General features: G+C 62.9%; 18 protein-coding genes. 10 read left to right on the top strand and 8 right to left on the bottom strand.

From position 1 onward, the window contains the following. The first annotated feature begins 376 nt into the window (after positions 1-376). Positions 377-2,170: a methyl-accepting chemotaxis protein gene (locus AvAM_RS16765; RefSeq protein ID WP_137748104.1), complete on the top strand. Its 1,794-nt coding sequence runs from the start codon at positions 377-379 to the stop codon at positions 2,168-2,170. A 385-nt stretch (positions 2,171-2,555) separates the two neighbouring features. Beyond that, the gene (locus tag AvAM_RS16760) at positions 2,556-4,334 is read left to right on the top strand and encodes a methyl-accepting chemotaxis protein (RefSeq protein WP_137748103.1); all 1,779 of its coding nucleotides are present in this window, start codon (positions 2,556-2,558) and stop codon (positions 4,332-4,334) included. 67 nt (positions 4,335-4,401) lie between these two features. Here the strand turns inward: AvAM_RS16760 and AvAM_RS16755 are convergent, their stop codons facing one another. Then, a complete protein-coding gene (locus tag AvAM_RS16755; protein WP_137748102.1) occupies positions 4,402-5,703 on the bottom strand; it encodes a GNAT family N-acetyltransferase in 1,302 nt (433 codons plus the stop codon). A 92-nt stretch (positions 5,704-5,795) separates the two neighbouring features. Between AvAM_RS16755 and AvAM_RS16750 the strand changes: the two genes are divergently transcribed. Continuing rightward, positions 5,796-7,454: an NAD+ synthase gene (locus AvAM_RS16750; protein WP_137748101.1), complete on the top strand. Its 1,659-nt coding sequence runs from the start codon at positions 5,796-5,798 to the stop codon at positions 7,452-7,454. Positions 7,455-7,528: 74 nt separating this feature from the next. Next, complete coding sequence (locus tag AvAM_RS16745; RefSeq protein ID WP_007857855.1) at positions 7,529-7,867, top strand: P-II family nitrogen regulator; 339 nt, start codon at positions 7,529-7,531, stop codon at positions 7,865-7,867. Between the two features lie 129 nt (positions 7,868-7,996). Here the strand turns inward: AvAM_RS16745 and AvAM_RS16740 are convergent, their stop codons facing one another. From AvAM_RS16740 to AvAM_RS16715, 6 genes are read right to left on the bottom strand one after another with little or no spacing between them, the layout of a single operon-like run. Further along, on the bottom strand, positions 7,997-8,590 hold the full coding sequence (locus AvAM_RS16740; RefSeq protein ID WP_137748100.1) for a TIGR00730 family Rossman fold protein: 594 nt from the start codon (positions 8,588-8,590) through the stop codon (positions 7,997-7,999). After that, complete coding sequence (locus AvAM_RS16735; protein ID WP_137748099.1) at positions 8,583-8,993, bottom strand: diacylglycerol kinase; 411 nt, start codon at positions 8,991-8,993, stop codon at positions 8,583-8,585. The genes AvAM_RS16740 and AvAM_RS16735 overlap by 8 nt, the downstream gene beginning before the upstream one ends. 4 nt (positions 8,994-8,997) lie before the next feature. Continuing rightward, the gene (locus AvAM_RS16730) at positions 8,998-9,546 is read right to left on the bottom strand and encodes an RDD family protein (protein WP_137748098.1); all 549 of its coding nucleotides are present in this window, start codon (positions 9,544-9,546) and stop codon (positions 8,998-9,000) included. A gap of 40 nt (positions 9,547-9,586) precedes the next feature. Beyond that, positions 9,587-10,489 (bottom strand): DUF3106 domain-containing protein, encoded by a 903-nt coding sequence (locus AvAM_RS16725; RefSeq protein WP_137748097.1) that lies wholly within the window; start codon positions 10,487-10,489, stop codon positions 9,587-9,589. 20 nt (positions 10,490-10,509) lie between these two features. Then, positions 10,510-10,965: a DUF3619 family protein gene (locus tag AvAM_RS16720; RefSeq protein ID WP_137748096.1), complete on the bottom strand. Its 456-nt coding sequence runs from the start codon at positions 10,963-10,965 to the stop codon at positions 10,510-10,512. Further along, the gene (locus AvAM_RS16715; protein WP_137748095.1) at positions 10,962-11,531 is read right to left on the bottom strand and encodes an RNA polymerase sigma factor; all 570 of its coding nucleotides are present in this window, start codon (positions 11,529-11,531) and stop codon (positions 10,962-10,964) included. Before AvAM_RS16715 ends, AvAM_RS16720 begins: the two co-directional genes overlap by 4 nt. A gap of 292 nt (positions 11,532-11,823) precedes the next feature. Between AvAM_RS16715 and AvAM_RS16710 the strand changes: the two genes are divergently transcribed. From AvAM_RS16710 to pbpG, 6 genes are all read left to right on the top strand, one after another. Continuing rightward, on the top strand, positions 11,824-13,617 hold the full coding sequence (locus AvAM_RS16710; RefSeq protein WP_137748094.1) for an acetolactate synthase 3 catalytic subunit: 1,794 nt from the start codon (positions 11,824-11,826) through the stop codon (positions 13,615-13,617). 146 nt (positions 13,618-13,763) lie between these two features. After that, positions 13,764-14,255, top strand: coding sequence for an acetolactate synthase small subunit (gene ilvN, locus AvAM_RS16705; protein ID WP_015013659.1), 492 nt, complete (start codon positions 13,764-13,766; stop codon positions 14,253-14,255). A 62-nt stretch (positions 14,256-14,317) separates the two neighbouring features. Beyond that, the gene (ilvC, locus tag AvAM_RS16700; protein WP_056638514.1) at positions 14,318-15,334 is read left to right on the top strand and encodes a ketol-acid reductoisomerase; all 1,017 of its coding nucleotides are present in this window, start codon (positions 14,318-14,320) and stop codon (positions 15,332-15,334) included. Between the two features lie 194 nt (positions 15,335-15,528). Continuing rightward, complete coding sequence (gene pssA, locus AvAM_RS16695; protein WP_137748093.1) at positions 15,529-16,362, top strand: CDP-diacylglycerol--serine O-phosphatidyltransferase; 834 nt, start codon at positions 15,529-15,531, stop codon at positions 16,360-16,362. A gap of 210 nt (positions 16,363-16,572) precedes the next feature. Further along, complete coding sequence (locus AvAM_RS16690) at positions 16,573-18,111, top strand: 2-isopropylmalate synthase (RefSeq protein ID WP_137748092.1); 1,539 nt, start codon at positions 16,573-16,575, stop codon at positions 18,109-18,111. Positions 18,112-18,227: 116 nt separating this feature from the next. Next, on the top strand, positions 18,228-19,310 hold the full coding sequence (pbpG, locus tag AvAM_RS16685) for a D-alanyl-D-alanine endopeptidase (RefSeq protein WP_137748091.1): 1,083 nt from the start codon (positions 18,228-18,230) through the stop codon (positions 19,308-19,310). Between the two features lie 110 nt (positions 19,311-19,420). Here pbpG and AvAM_RS16680 read toward each other — a convergent pair whose 3' ends face one another. Continuing rightward, entirely contained in the window at positions 19,421-20,251 is an 831-nt protein-coding gene (locus AvAM_RS16680; RefSeq protein ID WP_137748090.1) for an IclR family transcriptional regulator, read from the bottom strand. Between the last annotated feature and the right edge of the window lie 41 nt (positions 20,252-20,292).

The raw sequence follows: 20,292 nt of genomic DNA, 5'->3' as shown, positions 1-20,292 counted from the left end.
GGGGGAGACGCAGAAACCTCAATAAAAATGGCCGTTCCCGCGCAACAGGCATGCCTTGCTAGCTATCGAAAGTAGAGCATCACCAAGACGAGGCAGAGCAACGCAGCACAACGCGCGCAGCACTGCACAACAAAAAGCACGCAGAGGGGGCATCCCTTCTGCGTGCTTTTTTGTGGGTCCTTCAAGGTGCAGCCCGCCAGCGCCAGCGGCCTGACCGGGCCTTGCCCTGGTGCTGGCCAGGCGCTTGGCTCTGCAGGTGCGCGTTGCCGTCTGGCCATACCGGTTGTATTCAAACGTAACATAAAGCGCTATGCTGGCCCCGTTGCCCGGTCGATGGGTTGACTGGGCGCACGGCATCCCTACCAGGAGAATTGCCATGAGCCAGTTCAAGATCTCCACCCGCCTTGCTGGATTGCTCGCTGCCCTGTGCCTGCTGGTGCTGCTGGTGGGCGGGGCCGGGCTCTTTGGCATGGGGCAGTCCAACGCCGGTCTCAAGTCGGTGTACGACGACCGGGTGGTGCCGCTCAAGCAGATCAAGGTGGTGGCGGACATGTACGCCGTCAACGTGGTGGACACTGCCCACAAGGTGCGCGACGGTGCCATGACCCCAGCGCAGGGCCTGCAGTCGGTGGCCGATGCGCGCAAGGCCATCGACACCAACTGGAAGGCCTACCTGGCCACCCAACTGGCGCCGGAGGAAACCCAGCTGGTGGCGCGCTTCAAACCCCTGCAAGCCAAGGCCGATGCGGCCACCGACACCCTGGCAGGGCTCTTCAAGGGGGGCGACATGGCTGCGCTGACCACCTACGCGGCCAAGGAGATGTATCCCGCCATCGACCCGCTGCAAGAGGTGCTGGGCCAGCTGATGCAGGTGCAGCTGGACTACGCCAAGGCCGAATACGACCGCGCGGCGGCGAGTTTTCAGACCATCCGGGCGCTGGCGCTCACGGCCGTGGTGCTGGGCATCTTGCTGGCGGTGCTGATGGGCGGGGCGATGATCCGGCAGATCTCGCGTTCGCTGGACAACGCCGTGCAGATCACCGACTCGGTCGCGCAGGGCGACCTCACGGTGCCCATCCAGGCGCGGGGCAAGGACGAGATCGCCCAGTTGCTGGGCGGCCTGACGACCATGCGCGACAACCTGGCGCATGTGGTGTCGGGCGTGCGCGGCAACGCGCAGGGCGTGGCCTCGGCCAGTGCTGAGATTGCCTCGGGCAACAACGACCTGTCGATCCGCACCGAACAGCAGGCCAGCGCGCTGCAGGAGACTGCAGCGTCAATGGAGGAGCTGAGTTCCACCGTCAAGCAGAACGCCGACAACGCCCGCCAGGCCAATCAGCTCGCCATGAGCGCATCCACCGTGGCGGGGCAGGGCGGCGATGTGGTGGCCGAGGTGGTGACCACCATGAAGGGCATCAACGACAGCAGCAAAAAGATCGCCGACATCATCAGCGTGATCGACGGCATTGCGTTCCAGACCAACATCCTGGCGCTGAACGCGGCCGTGGAGGCCGCCCGCGCGGGCGAGCAGGGCCGGGGCTTTGCGGTGGTGGCGGGCGAGGTGCGCAATCTGGCCCAGCGCAGCGCCGAGGCGGCCAAAGAGATCAAGTCGCTCATCACTGCCAGCGTGGAGCGGGTCGAGCAGGGCACCCTGCTGGTGGACAAGGCAGGCATCACCATGACCGAGGTGGTGGGCGCCATCCGCCGCGTGACCGACATCATGGGCGAGATCAGCGCCGCCAGCAGCGAGCAGAGCACCGGTGTATCGCAGGTGGGCGAGGCCGTGACGCAGATGGACCAGGTCACGCAGCAGAACGCGGCCCTGGTGGAGGAAATGGCCGCTGCCGCCAGCAGCCTGAGCCATCAGGCCCAGGCCCTGGTGGGGGCCGTGGCGGTGTTCAAACTGTCGGCTGACCAGGCGCGGGTGGCGCGGCCCAGCGGCGCCACGGCTTCCGCGCCGCTCTCTGTGCCCCCCGTCGGCATGCCCAAGGCGACCAGCCACGGTGCGGCAGGCAAGGCCACACTGGCGCTGCGACCCGCATACGCCTCTGCCGCTGCGGCCAAAAAGGCGCCCGCTACTGGCTCTGCCACTCCCAGGGCAGCGAGCGCAAGCCCCAAGGCCGCCCAGCCGGTCGCCGCAGGTGCGGAGGATGAGTGGGAGAGTTTTTGACCTGCGTCAGGAAAGCGCACCGTTTGTAAGCGTTTTGCACCTTTTGGGGGCATAGACTGCTTGACAGTGCGCAGAGCCGCTTCAGAGCGGCTCTGTCATTTTTAGTATTTCAGGCCCATTGGCGACCGACAACACGCAGAGGCCACTGCGTGTTTTTTTTCGTCTGTGCGAGCTGTATCCCCAAAAAAACCTTGTGTTAGTTCGCGATGTGATGTCCTCATCCATCCTTTCGGATGAAATGATAAAATCATATTTATCAAAAATGTGATAAAATTTTCGAAATTCCAGGCCTGGCAGCGGTATTTGGCAGTGCACGGAAATCCATGCCCAGCGAGACAACGGCGGTCAACGGCTGGTAAAAATTTATAAAACCACGAAAGAGTCCATGAACAACCTCAAAATCGGAGCACGCCTCAGCCTGGCCTTTGGCCTCATCCTGTTGATCACTGCGGCCATTGCCGCCACCGGCGTCTGGCGACTGGCGGTGCTCAAAGAGGCCAGCAGTCGCATTGCCACGGTGGAGATGGAGCGCAACGCCCTGGCGCAGGAATGGAAGGCGGCCATTGACCTGAATTGGGTGCGGGCGTCGGCATCGCTCAAGGCCACGGACGCGGGCTATATCCAGTCGCTGACGGCCGACATGGCGGCCACGTCGCAGCGCGCCAGCGAGGCGCAAAAAAAGCTGGAGGCGCTGGTGGATGACCCCGTCGAAAAGGCGTTGATGGAGCGTGTGGCAGTCACCCGCAAGGCCTATGTGGATGCGCGTGCCAAGCTGCTGGACCGCAAGAAGGCGGGCGAGGATGTATTTGCGTCGGTGGACAGCGACCTCAAGCCCCTGGCCACCGCCTACCTGCAGTCACTGGCCGATGTGGCAGACAACACGCACAAGCAACTCGATCAGTTTGAAGACAGCATCATCCAGGACGCCGGGACCAGCCAGTGGGTGCTGGCGCTGGGCGCGGTGGTGTCGGTGGTGCTGGGCGCATTGTTTGCGCTGTGGACCACGCGCTCCATCGTGGGGCCCGTTCAGCAGGCTGTGCGCGCGGCCGATGAAATCAGCCACGGCAACTTGTCGGTTCAGATTTCCGATGTGGGCCATGGCCGCAATGAGATGGCCCAGCTGCTGCGTTCGCTGGACGAAATGCAGCAGAACCTGTCGCGCATCGTGGGGCACGTGCGCTCGGGCTCCGAGAACGTGGCCACAGCGTCGTCCGAGATCGCCCAGGGCAACAACGACCTGAGTGCGCGCACCGAACAGCAGGCCAGTGCCTTGCAGGAGACGGCTGCATCCATGGAGCAGCTCAACTCGACCGTGCGACAGAACGCCGACAACGCCCGTCAGGCCAACCAGCTTGCGCAGAGTGCGTCGTCGGTGGCTGTGCATGGCGGCGAGGTGGTGAGCCAGGTGGTGGGCACCATGAAGGGTATCCACGACAGCAGCAGCAAGATCGCCGACATCATCGGTGTGATCGATGGCATTGCCTTCCAGACCAACATCCTCGCGCTCAACGCGGCCGTGGAAGCGGCACGCGCGGGCGAGCAAGGCCGGGGCTTTGCGGTGGTGGCGTCCGAGGTGCGCAGCCTGGCAGGCCGCTCGGCCGACGCGGCTAAGCAGATCAAGACCTTGATCAATGACAGTGTGGAACGCGTGACCGCAGGCACCACGCTGGTCGATCAGGCGGGTGCGACGATGACCGAGGTGGTCGGTGCGATCAAGCGGGTCACGGACCTGATGGGCGAGATCAGCGCCGCCAGCTCCGAACAGAGCCAGGGCGTGGCCCAGGTGGGCGAAGCTGTGACACAAATGGACCAGGTCACCCAGCAGAACGCCGCCCTGGTCGAGGAAATGGCCGCAGCTGCCAGCAGCCTCAACAACCAGGCGCAGGACCTGGTGAGCACGGTGGCATTTTTCAAGCTGTCGGCGGGTCAGGCCATGGCGGTGAAAGCTGCCCCCGCGCCCCTGGGGGCCCCTGGGGCTGCGGCGTCGGGCGTCAACAACGGCAGGGCCGTTGCGTCCGCGGCCTCTGCCCATCGGGTACCACTGGCCAAGCCCCGTGCTGCGCTGCCCAAGGCTTCACCAGCCAGCAAACCCCTGGCTGCGCCTGCCACTGCCCGAGCACCCCGTCAGGCCGAAGGCAACGACACCGATTGGGAAAGCTTCTGAGGCGCCCGGTGGGCGATGGCGCTGGTTGCCCGCCGGGGGCGTCAGCGAAGGTTGTGTTCACATCTTCTCAGGCCATCGTCTTGAACGGGCTGCGTGCCTGCAGCTCCTGCAGATAGCCTTCGACCCCCGCGCCCTCGCGCTCCAGAAAACGCTCCACGGCCTCGGCAAAGGCCGGGTGGGCCAGCCAGTGCGCGCTGGTGGCCTGCACGGGCAGCAGCGCGCGGGCCATCTTGTGTTCACCCTGGGCGCCACCTTCAAAGCGCTGCACACCGTGGGCGATGCACCACTGCAGCGGCTGGTAGTAGCAGGCCTCGAAGTGCAGGCAATCCACCCGCTCCAACGCGCCCCAGTAGCGGCCATAGGCCACCAGGTTAGAGTCTTTTTGGCTGCTACCGCCTGATGGTATTGCCCCGATAGCTATCAAACTGGTAGCAATGGGGCGCCCGTCACGCTCGGCCACGAACAGCAGCCAGGCCTCGGGCATGTGGGCTGCCATGCGGGCAAAAAAGTCGCGCGTGAGGTAGGGCGGGTTGCCGTGTTCGAGGTAGGTGCGCTCGTAGCAGCGGTAGAAAAAATCCCAGTCGGCCGCGCTGATGTCGGCACCGCGCGACCAGCGGAAGCGGACCCCTGCCTCCGCCACGCGGCGGCGCTCCTGGCGGATCTTCTTGCGCTTGTCCTGGGAGAGGCTGGCAAGGAAGTGGTCGAAATCGGTGAACTGGTTCGAGCCGCCGCCGGGCCGCCCCAAGGCGGCGAGGGCCCCACGACCCGGCGAAGCCGGGGGCCCTTCCCCAGCCTGGGGCAGCGAGGACACGCCAGTGCCGAGCGTGGGGGCCACATTCTTCCAGTGAAACTGCACGGTGTGCCGCAGCTTCAGGCCCCGCTCGGCGCTGGTCTGTACATCGTCCCCGCTCGCAAACAGCACATGCACGGACGACACACCTTCTTGCTCGCACCACTGGCACACGGCCTGCACCAGCAGCGCCCGCATGGCCCCGTCGCGCGCCAGCAGCCTTGTGCCGGGCACGGGCGTGAAGGGCACGGCCACCACGGCCTTGGGGTAGTAGGGCACGCCGTGCTGCTCATAGGCGCTGGCCCAGGCCCAGTCAAAGACGTACTCGCCGTACGAGTGGTTCTTGAGGTACAGCGGGCAGGCGGCCACCAGGGTGTCGCCCTCCCACAGGGTCATGAAGCGCGGCGTCCAGCCGGTGCGGGGCGTGGCGCTGCCGCTTTCGTGCAGCGCGGCTAAGTATTCGTGCCGCAGGAAGGGCGTGGGGTGGCTTTGCTGTGCGAGCAGGGCGTTCCAGGTCGCAGCGTCCACCTCCAGCGGGGACGCGAGGACGCGGGCGATAATGTGAGCTTCCTCAGCCATGCATGCTCCCGCGTTGCCCGCCGCAGCCCGGGGCCGCATGGGCGGTATCCAACCCGGCAAAAAGGGCCGATAAAAGGGCCAACTCCAGTTCCATGACGCTCTCCATTTGCACTGCGCAGCTCAACTTTGTCGTGGGCGATATGCCCGGGAATGCGCAGAAGATCATTGCCGCTGCGCGCGAAGCCTATGCCCAGGGCGCGCGGCTGTTGCTCACGCCCGAGCTGGCGATCTGCGGCTATGCGGCCGAAGACCTGTTCCTGCGCCCCGCCTTCATCGCGGCCTGTGATGATGCCGTGAAAACCGTGGCCCGCGAGACCGCAGGGTTGAAGGGCCTGGCCATCGTGCTGGGCCACCCGCAGGCCCTTGCACCCGATGCCCCGGCCTTCAGCGCATGCCACAACGCGGCCAGCGTGCTGCGCGATGGCCGCATCGAACAGACTTACGCCAAGCGCGAGCTGCCCAACTACCAGGTGTTCGACGAGCGCCGCTATTTCGTGGCGGGTGCAGAACCCTGCGTTTTCGAGGTGGAGGGCGTGCGCGTGGGCGTGCTGGTCTGCGAAGACGCCTGGTTTGCCGAACCCGCGCGCAGCACGGCAGCGGCGGGCGCACAGCTGCTGGCGGTCATCAACGCATCCCCTTTCCATCTGGGCAAAAGCGCCGAGCGCGAGGCCACTATGCGCGAGCGTGTGGCCGAGACCGGCCTGCCGCTGGTCTATGCCCATCTGGTGGGCGGGCAGGACGAGGTGGTGTTCGAGGGCCGCTCGTTCGCGCTGAACGCCGACGGATCGGTGGCCGGGCGTGGCCCAGGTTTTGAAGAAAAACTGGTGTTTGCGCGCGTCCATCAAGCACAAGCAGCTATCAAAATAGAAGCAGACATGGCCCCCGAGAAAAGCCTGGAGGCCGACCTGTGGGACGCACTGGTGCTGGGCGTGCGCGACTACGTGGGCAAGAACGGCTTCCCCGGCGCGTTGCTGGGCCTGTCCGGCGGCATCGATTCAGCCCTGGTGCTGGCGATTGCCGTGGATGCGCTGGGCGCCGACAAGGTGCGCACGGTGATGATGCCGTCGCCCTACACGGCCGACATCAGCTGGATCGATGCGCGCGACATGGCCGAGCGCCTGGGCGTGCGTTACGACGAGATTTCCATCAAGCCCCAATTCGAGGCCTTCAAGGCCGCGCTGGCCAGCGACTTTGCGGGGCTGGCCGAGGACACAACCGAGGAGAACCTGCAGGCGCGCATCCGTGGCACGCTGCTCATGGCCTTGTCCAACAAGTTCGGCGCCATCGTGCTCACCACGGGCAACAAGAGCGAGATGTCCACGGGTTACTGCACGCTGTATGGCGACATGGCGGGTGGTTTTGCCGTCATTAAGGACGTTGCCAAGACGCGGGTGTTCGACTTGGCGCGCTGGCGCAACGCGAACGACCCGTACGGCACGGGCGCCAACCCGATCCCCGAGCGCATCATCACCCGCCCGCCCAGTGCCGAGTTGCGGCCTGACCAGAAGGACCAGGACAGCTTGCCGCCGTATGAAGTGCTCGACGCCATCGTGGCGCGCTACATGGAAAACGACGAGCCCATCGAATCCATCATCGCCAGCGGCTTTGCGCGCGCCGATGTGGAGCGGGTTACGCGGCTCATCAAGCTCAATGAGTACAAGCGCCGCCAGGCGCCCGTAGGGATTAGAGTGACACGCCGCAGCTTCGGCAAGGACTGGCGTTACCCTATCACCAATAAATTCCGCGCCTGACGGCGGTTTTCTGACCGTTCCGCCGTCGCGCCGCCTGCATTTTTCTATCTTTCACATCCTTCAGGAGACCCGCCATGAAAATGATCACCGCCGTCATCAAGCCCTTCAAGCTCGAAGAAGTCCGCGAAGCCCTGGCCGAGTGCGGCGTGACCGGCCTCACCGTGACTGAGGTGAAGGGTTTTGGCCGGCAGAAGGGCCACACCGAGCTGTATCGGGGCGCCGAGTACGTGGTGGACTTCCTGCCCAAGGTGAAGGTCGAGGTCGTGGTGAAGACCGAGGATGTGGACCGCTGCGTGGACGCCATCGTGAACGTGGCGCGCACCGGCAAGATCGGTGACGGCAAGATTTTTGTGACCGCCGTGGAGCGCGTGGTGCGTATCCGCACCGGAGACTTGGACGACGCAGCGGTCTGAGGGACCGAGAATGGCGGGTGCTGGGTCTGGCCTGAAGGGGCCAGGGCCACAAGCCATCGAGAATGCAAAAAGGGCGGATTCCTCATCCGCCCTTTTCTTTTTTGATGGGTGACCGCCTTGCCTGCAGTGTCAGATCACGTCACGCAGTGGTACAGGGGCGTGGTCGGGTCCTGCCGACTGCACCAGGGTGCGCAGCAGGCCCTCGGCGTCGGCAGAGGCGTGCAGCAGGCCCATCTGCCATTCGCCCATGAAGCCGCTGGCCACGCTTTGGTTCAGGAAGCCCATCAGTCCGTCGTAGTAGCCCGCCACATTGAGCAGGCCCAGGGGCTTGTCGTGGTAGCCCAGCTGGCGCCAGGTCCACACTTCAAACAGTTCTTCAAAAGTGCCGATCCCGCCGGGCAGGGCAATGAAGGCATCGCTGCGCTCGGCCATCATGGCCTTGCGCTCGTGCATGGTCTGCACGATGTGCAGCTCGTCGCATGCCCGGTTGGCCAGCTCCTTGTCCACCAGGGCCTGGGGGATCACGCCCACCACACGGCCACCGGCCTGGCGCGTGGCTTCGGCCACGGTGCCCATGAGCCCGCTGCGGCCCCCGCCATAGACGAGCTGGCCACCATGGCGGCCGATCCAGGTGCCCACGGCCGTTGCGGCTTCGGCAAAGGCGGGGTTCTCGCCGGGGCGCGAGCCGCAGTACACGCAGACGGAAAAAGCGGGTTCAGCCATGGGAAAACCTCTGAAAAACAGCCGCTGCCCAGATGCCGATGCACAGCAGCAGCGCCAGCAGCACGGCCGCGCTGCCCATGTCCTTGGCGCGCTTGGACAGGTCATGCCATTCGGGGCCGATGCGGTCGATGGCGGTCTCGATGCCCGTGTTGAGCAGCTCCACAATCATCACGATCACGACCGAGCCGGCGAGCAGCGCCACCTCGACCCAGCTGCGCCCCAGCCAGAGCGACAGCGGCAGCAGCACCATGGCGGCGATGGCTTCCTGGCGGAAGGCTTTTTCGTTCCAGCCCGCCCGCAGGCCTTCGATGGAATAACCTGCCGCGTGCCAGATGCGGTTCAGGCCTGTGCGAGCCTTTTGGGGGTTGGCAGGGGCTGCCGAAGGGGAGGGGGATGCAGACATGGGCTTATTTTTTGGGGAGTTCGTAGTGCACCAGCCGGGTGCCTGCCAAGGCGTCATGCCAGAACTGCCGTGTGGGGTGGAAGCGGCTCAAGATGGCCCAGATGGCGACCCAGCCGCCCAGCAGCACCAGCACTTCCAGTGCGGGCACGCCAAACATGTAGGCGGCCAGCGGAGGCAGGAACCATAGCCAGCTCAGCACATAGCGCAGCAGCGCGCGCGGCTGGGTGATGGGCTGGCCGTCCTGGCCCACCACGCGGATGTGCCAGGTCTTCTGGGCCAGGGTCTGGCCCTTGGCCCAGAACCAGGTGAAGTAGATGCCAAAAACTACAAACAGGAATGCCTGCAGCGCATGGCGGTTGTCCATGGCATTGCGGGTCTGGCTGAGCGTGCCAAACAGGTAGCCCGCGATGAACACCACGCCGAACATCAGCATGCCCTCATAGAGCCAGCAGGCCATGCGTCGCCACAGGTTGGGTGCCGGGGCTTCGGCCAGGGGGGCAGGGGTGGTGCGGGCGTCAGCCTGCGAAGAGTGGGGGGAGGGCGATGCGGACATTCCAGGTGTCAGGCCCGTCGGGGCCGGGCAGGTTGCAAACCTACTGAGGATACAGGCCTGAGGTGTCGGGGGTGACGGGTTGGGGGGCGGCGGTGGCTGGCGGTTCGGTCGTGCCTGTGCCCAGCGGGGGCAGCGCGGCGGGCACCGCTACCGGCACGGCCACGGGCGCGGTTTCTACCCCGGTGGACATGGAGGCAGCGCTGGCGGGCGATGGCGACGGGGCCACTGCCGGTGAGGGCATGGGCGTCACGGGGGCGGCCACCCGGGGCGTGTGTTCGGCGACGGGCGGAATCTTGGGCGCATTCGGGCGGCTGGGGTTGGCCTCGGTGGCTGCAGGCACCTGGGCCAGCTTCTTGGGTGACACGGGGCGTAGCGCCGTGGCCGCGCCAGCGGGTTTGGGAACGGCCCGAGCGGCCAGTGCACTGCGCTCTTCCTCCGACAGGGCCTGGTAGGCCTCCCACTGCGCGCGCTTGTCATCCCGCGCCAGCCGGTTGGTGACGGCGTAGTTGAGCCGCGCCTGGTTGCGCTGCTGGGCACTCAGGCTGGCCCAGTCAGTGATGCGGTCGTGGAACTTTTTTTGCTCCTCTTCCGACAGGCTGGAATAGTTGGACGCCAGGGTCAGCCACCGGCGTTTTTGTGCCTCACTGATCAGTGCCCAGCGCTCGGCCAGCGGATACAGGGCCAGCTTCTGGGATGTGTTCAGGGTTTCCCAGCCCGGGCCCGATTCGATCTGGGGCTGCAGCGCAGTGCCAGAAGCTACTGGCGTGCGCGCGTTGTTGGGGCTGGCGACGGCAGCTTCTGCGCCGGCAGGCAATAAAGTGCCGGGGGCCATGCGCATCTGCATCCACACTTGGCCTCCTGCGGCTGTGAACGCGCCCAGAAGCGCCAAAGCCAGCACATAGGCTGGCAAAGGGGTGGGAGCGTCGGGGGGGTGTGGGGGCATGCAGTCCGGTTTTGGGCAGTTCAGTTGGACTGCGCAGAGGTCTTGAGGAATTGTACGAAGCCTGGATCGGCATAGGCTGCCGGTGGCAGGTCGTCGGTCAGCAGGGCGGCATCCACCTCTGCCACATCATTGGCGCTGCGCTCGTCCTGGGCGGTGTTGATGACCACGAGACCCACCACCAGGGCCAGCAGGGGAACTGCTGACACCAGGGCATTCCACCATCCGCCGCCCTCGCCACCACGGCCCAGGGTGGCTGTGTTGCCAGCACCCAGCACCACCGCAGCTGGCGCCGTGCGCCGGACGGGGGCGGTGACCTTGCGTTTGGCCAGAGCCTGCATGCGCGAGGCGCGCAAGCGCTCAGTGATGTCGTAGGGCAATTCGGCCGTGCCGCTGGACAAGCGGGCCGTCACGCGCAGCGCAAAACGCTCGGCTGCTGCTTCGGCGGAGATCGTTGGTTGCTGTGTGGTGTTTTTCATGGCTCGATTCCTTTGGCCTTCAGTGCCTTGCTGAGGGTTTGGATGGCGCGAAAGCAATGTGTTTTGACACTGCCCTCCGAGCAGCCCATGGCGGCTGCCGTTTCTGCTACATCCATTTCTTCCCAATAACGCATGAGGAATGCTTCCCGTTGACGTGGCGGCAATTCGGCGATTTCGGCTTCGATCCCATGAAATATCTGGGCCCTGCGGGTGAGGTCTTCAGCACTTTCGGCCCTGTCGCCATCATCGGGGCCAGAATAGGCTTCCAGCAAATCAAAATCCATGCCATCGTCGCCCGGCCCTTCGAAGTCGCTCATGCTCGAAAACAGTGCATTGCGTGTCTTTTGGCGCCGAAACCAGTCCAGCGTGCAGTTGGACAGTATGCGCTGGTACAGCATGGGCAGCTCTGCCGCAGGCTTGTCCCCGTAGTGCTCGGCCAGCTTGAGCATGCTGTCCTGCACGATGTCCAGCGCCGCTTCCTCATTGCGAACATGGTAGAGCGAGCGCTTGAAGGCGCGCTTTTCTACACTTTTGAGGAAGTCGGAGAGTTCTTGTTCGGTTGCCAAGAGACGGGGCGGTCCGGGGTGGGGGTGCAGAAAACGCCGCAAATTGTGGCTGTCTGGCACCGTAAAGCCTGTGATTATCGCATCTGCAGGGGTTTTTTTGGGCTGGGGTGGGTTTCGAGTGTGTTGCAGTGCGATAATGACGGCTGCAATTCAAAAGGCAAACGGGTCACGGTCCGGCGGGCAATCATCTCGCTCATGTCCTTGGCCTCAAGTTCCAAGCTGGCTTCACAAGAGCGCGTGCGAGGAGCACCCAAGGTTTTTCGTCAGAGAAATTCACAAAGGTTCATCGATCATGGAAATCTCCAAGGCTGAGCTCAGCTCCGCAGCCGCTGCAACGCAGGGCAACACATCCCACGCTTCCGGCTCGCAAGACCTCATGGGGTCTGAGATCCTCATCAAGTCGCTCCAGGCCGAGAACGTCCAGTACATCTGGGGCTACCCCGGTGGCGCCGTTCTCTACATCTACGACGCGCTCTACAAGCAAGACACCATTCAGCACGTGCTGGTTCGCCACGAACAGGCCGCCGTGCACGCTGCCGACGGCTACGCACGCGCCACGGGTGAAGTGGGTGTTGCGCTTGTCACGTCTGGCCCAGGCCTCACCAACGCGGTTACGGGCATTGCCACGGCGTACATGGACAGCATTCCGATGGTGATCATTTCCGGCCAGGTGCCTACGCCTGCGATCGGGCTGGATGCCTTCCAGGAGTGCGATACGGTCGGTATCACCCGCCCCATCGTCAAGCACAACTTCCTCGTCAAGGATCCGCGTGATCTGGCCGCGACGATGAAAAAGGCCTTCCACATTGCCCGCACCGGCCGCCCCGGTCCCGTGGTGGTGGACGTGCCCAAGGACGTGTCTTTCAAGAAGGTGCCTTACACCGGCTACCCCACGAGCGTGGAAATGCGCTCGTACAACCCGGTGCGCAAGGGCCATGGCGGCCAGATTCGCAAAGCACTGCAGTTGCTGCTGGCGGCCAAGCGCCCCTACATCTACACCGGTGGCGGCGTATTGCTGGGCAACGCTACCAACGAGCTGCGTACGCTGGTGGACATGCTGGGCTATCCGGTCACCAACACGCTGATGGGCCTGGGTGCCTACCCCGCGTCGGACCGAAAGTTCCTGGGCATGCTGGGCATGCACGGCACCATCGAAGCCAACAATGCCATGCAGAACTGCGACGTGCTGCTGGCCGTGGGTGCCCGGTTTGACGACCGCGTGATCGGCAACCCCAAGCACTTTGCACAGAACGACCGCAAGATCATCCACGTCGATATCGACCCGTCGAGCATCTCCAAGCGCGTGAAGGTGGACATTCCGATCGTCGGCGACGTGAAGGACGTGCTCACCGAGCTGATCTCTATGATCCGCGAGAGCAGCACAAAGCCCGATTCGGGCGCTCTGGCCGCTTGGTGGGACACCATCGAGGGCTGGCGCAAACGTGAGTGCCTGAAGTACAGCATGGGCAGCCCCGACGTCATCAAGCCCCAGTACGTGGTCGAAACGCTGTGGAACATGACCAAGGACGCTGACACCTACATCACGTCCGACGTGGGCCAGCACCAGATGTGGGCCGCGCAGTACTATCGTTTTGACGAGCCGCGCCGCTGGATCAACTCCGGTGGCCTGGGCACCATGGGCGTGGGCATCCCCTACGCCATGGGCATCAAGCTGGCCAAGCCGCAGTCTGAGGTGTTCTGCATCACCGGCGAAGGCTCGGTGCAGATGAATATCCAAGAACTGTCCACCTGTCTGCAGTACAACACGCCGATCAAGATCTGCTCGCTGAACAACCGCTACCTGGGCATGGTGCGCCAGTGGCAGGAGATCGAGTACTCCGGCCGATACAGCCACAGCTACATGGACGCTTTGCCCAACTTCGTGAAGCTGGCCGAGGCCTATGGCCATGTGGGCATGCTGATCGAGCGTCCTCAGGATGTGGAGCCCGCGCTGCGCGAGGCCCGCAAGCTCAAGGACCGCACGGTGTTCATGGACTTCCGCACCGACCCCACCGAGAACGTGTTCCCGATGGTGCAGGCCGGCAAGGGCATCACCGAAATGTTGCTGGGGTCGGAAGACCTTTGACAAGCTAAATCGGCCTTCTGCGCCTGTCTATCAAGCGCTGGTAGCTATCAATTTGGTAGCTTTCACTTTTTGACGAATCTATTGCCTGCCAAGCCTGCGCATTACCGTGCGCAGGGGAGGGCAGCGAAAAGAGGAATCTCTTCATCATGAAACACATCATTGCTGTCTTGCTGGAAAACGAGCCTGGTGCTCTTTCCCGTGTCGTGGGTCTGTTCTCTGCCCGTGGCTACAACATCGAATCGCTCACCGTGGCGCCCACCGAGGATGCATCGCTGTCGCGCATGACCATCCAAACCACGGGCTCCGACGACGTGATCGAACAGATCACCAAGCACCTGAACCGCCTCATCGAGGTCGTGAAAGTGGTGGACCTCACCGAAGGCGCCTACACCGAGCGCGAGCTCATGATGGTGAAGGTGCGCGCTGTGGGCAAGGAGCGTGAGGAGATGAAGCGCATGGCCGACATCTTCCGTGGCCGCATCATCGACGTGACCGAGAAGAGCTACACCATCGAGCTCACGGGCGACCAGTCCAAGAACGATGCGTTCCTGCAAGCTATTGACCGCACGGCCATTCTGGAAACCGTGCGCACGGGTGCCAGCGGCATCGGCCGCGGCGAGCGCATTTTGCGCGTGTAAGACAATTCACCCCGTTTTTCCTATTTCAACCCCCCAACAACGCATTTCAACCGGAGCGACCCATGAAAGTTTTCTACGACAAAGACACCGACCTGAGCCTGATCAAGGGCAAGACCGTGGCCATCATCGGCTACGGCTCGCAGGGCCATGCCCACGCACAAAACCTGAACGACAGCGGCGTGAAGGTCGTGGTCGGCCTGCGCAAGGGTGGTGCATCGTGGGACAAGGTTGGCAAGGCCGGCCTGAACGTGCTGGAAGTCAACGATGCTGTGAAGGCCGCCGACGTGGTTATGATCCTGCTGCCTGACGAAGACATCGCAGCCGTCTACAAGAACAACGTGGAACCCAACATCAAGCAAGGCGCTTCGCTGGCCTTTGCCCACGGTTTCAACGTGCACTACAACCAGGTCGTGCCCCGCGCTGACCTGGACGTGTGGATGGTTGCCCCCAAGGCCCCCGGCCACACCGTGCGCAACACCTACACCCAAGGTGGCGGCGTGCCCCACCTGGTCGCTGTGCACCAGGACAAGTCCGGCAAGGCCCGTGACCTGGCCCTGAGCTACGCAGCTGCCAACGGCGGCGGCAAGGCTGGCATCATCGAGACCAACTTCAAGGAAGAAACCGAGACCGACCTGTTCGGCGAACAAGCCGTGCTGTGCGGCGGTGCCGTTGAGCTGATCAAGATGGGTTACGAAACCCTGGTCGAAGCTGGCTACGCTCCTGAAATGGCTTATTTCGAGTGCTTGCACGAGCTCAAGCTCATCGTGGACCTGATCTACGAAGGCGGCATTGCCAACATGAACTACTCGATCTCGAACAACGCCGAGTACGGCGAGTACGTGACGGGCCCTGAAGTGATCAACGAGCAGTCGCGCGCCGCCATGCGCAACGCCCTGAAGCGCATCCAGAACGGTGACTACGCCAAGATGTTCATCCAGGAAGGCCGCCTGAACTACCCGTCGATGACGGCCCGCCGCCGCAACACGGCCGACCACAGCATCGAGAAGGTGGGCAGCCAGCTGCGCGCCATGATGCCCTGGATCGCCAAGAACAAGCTGGTGGACCAGACCCGCAACTGATACTTCCGAGCGAAGCATCCCCAAGGCCACTTCGGTGGCCTTTTTTGTTGCCGGGTGCGCCGGTGTGCAGGCGCTACACTGCGGCCTTCGCCTTGTGTGCGTGTGGGGGCCTTTGTGCGCCGCAGGCTGGCGGAAAATACTATAAATTCAGTAGCGACTTGCACTTGATAGGCGGGCGCTGGAGGTCTTTTTTGATGCATGACGGCAATGAATCCACCGACAACCCTGGTGTGATGGTGCGCAAACGGCGCAAGGGCATCTACATCCTGCCCAACCTGTTCACGCTGGCGGCTTTGTTCGGGGGGTTTTATTCCATCGTCATGGCCATGAATGGCCGTTTCGACATGGCGGCGGTGGGTGTGTTCTGTGCGATGGTGCTCGACAGCCTCGATGGGCGAGTGGCCCGCATGACCAACACCCAAAGTGCGTTTGGTGAGCAGATGGACTCGTTGTCCGACATGGTGTCGTTTGGCGCGGCGCCCGCGCTGATTGCCTACGAGTGGTCGCTGCAGGGCCTGGGGCGCTGGGGCTGGATTGCCGCTTTTGTGTACTGTGCATGTGCGGCTCTGAGGCTGGCACGCTTCAACGTGAATACGGGCGTGGTGGACAAGCGTTACTTCCAGGGTCTGCCTTCGCCTGCAGCCGCTGCACTGGTGGCTGGCTTCATCTGGCTGATGACGGAGCTGGGAGTGCGCCCAGGTGAGGACTCCTGGCTCACCTGGTCGCAGATCACCTGGATCATGTTCGCCTTCACGCTGTATTCGGGGCTGACCATGGTCACCAATGTGCCGTTCTACAGCTTCAAGGACGTGCAGATGAAAAAGAGCGTGCCCTTTGCCGCCATCGTGCTGATTGCGCTGGGCATTGCCGTCATCAATATCCACCCGCCCATCGTGCTGTTTGGTGTGTTCGTTTTTTATGGCCTGTCTGGCTACGCGGTGTATGCCTGGCGCAAGGCCAAGGGCCAACACAGCAGCGTGATCAGCACCTCCACGGATGAGCCCGACGAACGCGGGTTGCACAAGTGAGCATCGCCGCCGCTGCGGCGCAGTTGTGCTACATTGCGTGGCATGAACACGTTTGCGCTGGCTCTACTGCTACCTCCCCACGGGCGGAGACGGTAGGCGCACGCGCACACTTTTTCCACAAAGGCCCGTATGCACCCGCAACGGGCCTTTTGTTTTGGGCGCCAGATTTTTGACATTGCGGGCCCCACCCACCGATACCAGGAGAACAACATGGCTGACAAACTGATCATTTTTGACACCACCTTGCGCGATGGTGAGCAGTCCCCCGGCGCTTCGATGACCAAGGACGAGAAGCTGCGCATCGCACGCCAGCTCGAACGCCTGAAGGTGGATGTGATCGAGGCCGGTTTTGCCGCCAGCTCCAACGGCGATTTCGAGGCGGTGCAAGCCATTGCCAACGCTATCAAGGATTCGACGATCTGCTCGCTCTCGCGCGCCAACGACCGCGACATCTCGCGTGCGGCCGAAGCACTGAAAGGCGCTAACAGCGCGCGCATCCACACGTTCATCGCCACCAGCGCGTTGCACATGGAAAAGAAGCTGCGCATGACGCCCGAGCAGGTGCTGGAGCAGGCCAAGCAATCTGTGCGTTTTGCGCGCAATCTTGTGGCCGACATCGAGTTCAGCCCCGAAGACGGCTACCGCAGCGACCCAGACTTCCTCTGCCGCGTGCTGGAAGCCGTGATCGCCGAAGGCGCCACCACCATCAATGTGCCTGACACCGTGGGCTATGCCGTGCCCGAGCTGTACGGCAACTTCATCAAGACGCTGCGCGAACGCATTCCTAACAGCGACAAGGCGATCTGGTCTGTGCACTGCCACAACGACCTGGGCATGGCCGTGGCGAACTCGCTGGCGGGTGTGAAAATTGGCGGTGCACGCCAGGTGGAGTGCACTATCAACGGCCTGGGCGAGCGCGCTGGCAACTGCTCGCTCGAAGAGATCGTGATGGCCGTGAAGACCCGCAAGGATTATTTTGGCCTCGATCTGGGTATCGATACCCAGCACATTGTTGCCGCCAGCCGCATGGTGAGCCAGACCACGGGTTTTGTGGTGCAGCCCAACAAGGCCGTGGTGGGTGCCAATGCGTTTGCGCACGCCAGCGGTATTCACCAGGATGGCGTGCTCAAGGCCCGCGATACCTACGAGATCATGCGCGCCGAGGATGTGGGCTGGAGTGCCAACAAGATCGTGCTGGGCAAGCTCAGCGGCCGCAACGCCTTCAAGCAGCGTCTGCAGGAGCTGGGTGTGCAGCTCGACAGCGAAACCGAAATCAACGTCGCCTTCGCCAAGTTCAAGGAGCTGGCTGATCGCAAGAGCGAGATTTTTGATGAGGACATCCTGGCGTTGGTCAGCGATGAGAGCGTGACGGCCGAAAAGGAACAGTACGGCTTTGTCTCGCTGTTCCAGCAAAGCGAAACCGGCGAGCAGCCCCGTGCACGGATTGTTTTCACCGTCGATGGGCAAGAGGTGCGCAGCGAATCCGAGGGCAATGGTCCTGTGGATGCTTCGCTCAAGGCCATCGAGTCGCATGTCAAGAGCGGTGCCGAGATGGTGCTCTATTCGGTGAATGCGATCAGCGGCTCGACCGAGAGCCAGGGCGAGGTGACGGTGCGCTTGCAGAACAGCGGCCGGGTTGTGAATGGCGTGGGAGCAGATCCTGATATCGTTGTCGCTTCCGCCAAGGCCTACCTGAGCGCCCTGAACAAGTTACAAAGTAAAGCCGACCGGGTGGCCGCCCAGGGCTGAGTGATCGATTTATAATTTCACTCACTTTCTGGGAAAGTCGCGCAAGGTATTGATCTTGCGCGACTTTTTTTGATTCTGTACACTGCTCAACACTTATTACCGTTTGGAGCACTTTGATGCACCATCGCCACCGCTCTGCAGTGACCCGTTTTTTCCAGTTTTTGGGCTTTGCCGTTGTGAGTGCGGCCCTCGTCAGCCCCCTCGCACATGCGGGTGAGCAGAAAAAGGCTGTACCTAAAAAGCAGCAGGTGAGTTCGGCAAACACCAAGCGTGCGGTGGCGCCGCGTAAGGTAGCGGCCGGCACCAATGCCAAGGCTGTGCGGGTTACCGCCAAAACGGCAAAGGCACCCACCCGGGTCGCATTTGTGCCAGCCAAGCAGTCGTTTGGCCAAATCGCGGGCCTGCATGAAGTCAATGACCCGCTGGATCTCAAATCCAGCGTGGCGCTGGTGATGGATCAGGACACGCACGAGGTTTTGCTCAGTAAAAACGACCATGCCGTGTTGCCCATTGCATCCCTGACCAAGCTCATGACCGGCATGCTCATTTCCCAGGCCAAGTTGCCCATGGATGAGCCTTTGACGATCACCCAGGACGATGTGGACACTGAAAAAGGCAGCCGTTCACGCCTGACGGTCGGGACCACCCTCACGCGCGGTGAAATGCTGCACCTGGCACTCATGTCCAGCGAGAACCGCGCGGCGCATGCGTTGGGCCGCACGTATCCGGGCGGGCTGGAGGTTTTTGTTGCTCAGATGAATGCCAAGGCCCGTCTGCTGGGAATGACTGATACGCGGTATGTGGAGCCCACCGGGTTGTCCAGCCGCAACCAGTCCAGTGCGCGCGATCTGGCAACTTTGGTTAACGTGGCCCACGGCGATCCATTGTTGCGGGAACTCTCCACGTCGCCGGGTTATGAGGTGGCTGTGGGGCGCAAAACTCTGCAATACAACAACACCAACGGTCTTGTGAAGAATCCCACCTGGGATATTGGCCTGCAAAAAACCGGCTATATCTCCGAGGCGGGGCGTTGCCTTGTCATGCAGGCCCAGGTGGCTGGGCGCAAGCTGATCATGGTGTTCCTGGATTCGGCAGGCAAGTTCAGCCGGTTGGGAGACGCAGAACGTGTGCGCCAATGGGTCGAGTCCACACCCACACTGGCTGCGCCTTTGCATTCTGCCCGGGGTGGTAACGGCTGAAAATCTGGCGAGCCTCCAGGCTTGAAAAAACACCCGATAGGCGAACGGCTTATCGGGTGTTTTTTGTTCTGGCTCCAGCGGGTGGAGTGGCTGCCTTCAAACCGCGAAGACTAGCGGAAGTCGGTTTGACCGCCACTGCTTGCCGCATCATGGCTGGTGTCGGCAGTGGACACATGCCCCAGTGCCAGGGATATTTCGTTGGCGGTGGCCTGCAGCTTGGGCATCCAGCCTTCGTCCAGCCGATCAGCGGGGGCGGAAATGGACAAGCCGGCCACGAGCTTGCCCTGGTCGTCATACACCCCTGCAGCCATGCAGCGCACTCCAAGCTCCAGCTCTTCGTTGTCTCGGGCAATGCCGTACTGGCGTGCTTTGGCCAGTTCTCGCTCCAGCACCGGCAACTGGGTGATGCTGTTGCGAGTGTGGCCCGCCAGGCCGGTGCGCGTGGCATAGGCGCGAACACGCTGGGGGTCGTCCAGCGCCAGAAAAAGCTTGCCGGTGGATGTGAGGTGCAAAGGGGCTCGGCCCCCGATAGCGCGCACCACCTGCATGCCCGAGCGTTCGCTGTAGGCGCGCTCCACATACACAATCTCGTCCCCCTGGCGCATGCTCAGGTTGACGGGTTGCTGGATCAGCTTGTGCAGGTTGCGCATGGGGGTCAGGGCCGCATCGCGCACGCTCAGCCGCGCCTTGACCAGGTTGCCCAGTTCCAACAGCCGCATGCCCAACCGGTAGCTGCCTGACTCCGGGCGGTCTACGAATCGGCCGATGGTCAGGTCGTTCAGGATGCGGTGGGTGGTGGACGGATGCAGGCCCGTCTTTTCACTGATTTCTTTCAGCGAGATTGCATCTTCACGGGAGGCCAGCACATCGATCAGCGTAAACATGCGCTCCAGCACCTGGACGCTGGGTTTGACGGGAATGCTGGGATCGATTTTTTTCATGGGCGGCAGTGAAGCAAAAGCCGCTGCATCTTACCTTGTGA

The sequence above is a fragment of the Acidovorax sp. NB1 genome (assembly GCF_005405905.1).
In the GTDB taxonomy this organism is placed as follows: Bacteria; Pseudomonadota; Gammaproteobacteria; order Burkholderiales; family Burkholderiaceae_C; genus Acidovorax.
This window is presented reverse-complemented; position numbering and strand designations above follow the sequence as displayed.

Excerpts from the sequence above, each read along its gene's own strand:
- AvAM_RS16720 (WP_137748096.1), bottom strand. The coding sequence starts at position 10,965 with ATGAAAAACACCACACAGCAACCAACGATCTCCGCCGAAGCAGCAGCC.
- AvAM_RS16690 (WP_137748092.1), top strand. The coding sequence starts at position 16,573 with ATGGCTGACAAACTGATCATTTTTGACACCACCTTGCGCGATGGTGAG.
- AvAM_RS16710 (WP_137748094.1), top strand. The coding sequence starts at position 11,824 with ATGGAAATCTCCAAGGCTGAGCTCAGCTCCGCAGCCGCTGCAACGCAG.
- AvAM_RS16765 (WP_137748104.1), top strand. The coding sequence starts at position 377 with ATGAGCCAGTTCAAGATCTCCACCCGCCTTGCTGGATTGCTCGCTGCC.
- pssA (WP_137748093.1), top strand. The coding sequence starts at position 15,529 with ATGCATGACGGCAATGAATCCACCGACAACCCTGGTGTGATGGTGCGC.
- AvAM_RS16745 (WP_007857855.1), top strand. The coding sequence starts at position 7,529 with ATGAAAATGATCACCGCCGTCATCAAGCCCTTCAAGCTCGAAGAAGTC.
- AvAM_RS16725 (WP_137748097.1), bottom strand. The coding sequence starts at position 10,489 with ATGCCCCCACACCCCCCCGACGCTCCCACCCCTTTGCCAGCCTATGTG.
- AvAM_RS16680 (WP_137748090.1), bottom strand. The coding sequence starts at position 20,251 with ATGAAAAAAATCGATCCCAGCATTCCCGTCAAACCCAGCGTCCAGGTG.
- AvAM_RS16760 (WP_137748103.1), top strand. The coding sequence starts at position 2,556 with ATGAACAACCTCAAAATCGGAGCACGCCTCAGCCTGGCCTTTGGCCTC.
- AvAM_RS16730 (WP_137748098.1), bottom strand. The coding sequence starts at position 9,546 with ATGTCCGCATCGCCCTCCCCCCACTCTTCGCAGGCTGACGCCCGCACC.
- ilvN (WP_015013659.1), top strand. The coding sequence starts at position 13,764 with ATGAAACACATCATTGCTGTCTTGCTGGAAAACGAGCCTGGTGCTCTT.
- ilvC (WP_056638514.1), top strand. The coding sequence starts at position 14,318 with ATGAAAGTTTTCTACGACAAAGACACCGACCTGAGCCTGATCAAGGGC.
- pbpG (WP_137748091.1), top strand. The coding sequence starts at position 18,228 with ATGCACCATCGCCACCGCTCTGCAGTGACCCGTTTTTTCCAGTTTTTG.
- AvAM_RS16755 (WP_137748102.1), bottom strand. The coding sequence starts at position 5,703 with ATGGCTGAGGAAGCTCACATTATCGCCCGCGTCCTCGCGTCCCCGCTG.
- AvAM_RS16750 (WP_137748101.1), top strand. The coding sequence starts at position 5,796 with ATGACGCTCTCCATTTGCACTGCGCAGCTCAACTTTGTCGTGGGCGAT.
- AvAM_RS16735 (WP_137748099.1), bottom strand. The coding sequence starts at position 8,993 with ATGTCTGCATCCCCCTCCCCTTCGGCAGCCCCTGCCAACCCCCAAAAG.
- AvAM_RS16740 (WP_137748100.1), bottom strand. The coding sequence starts at position 8,590 with ATGGCTGAACCCGCTTTTTCCGTCTGCGTGTACTGCGGCTCGCGCCCC.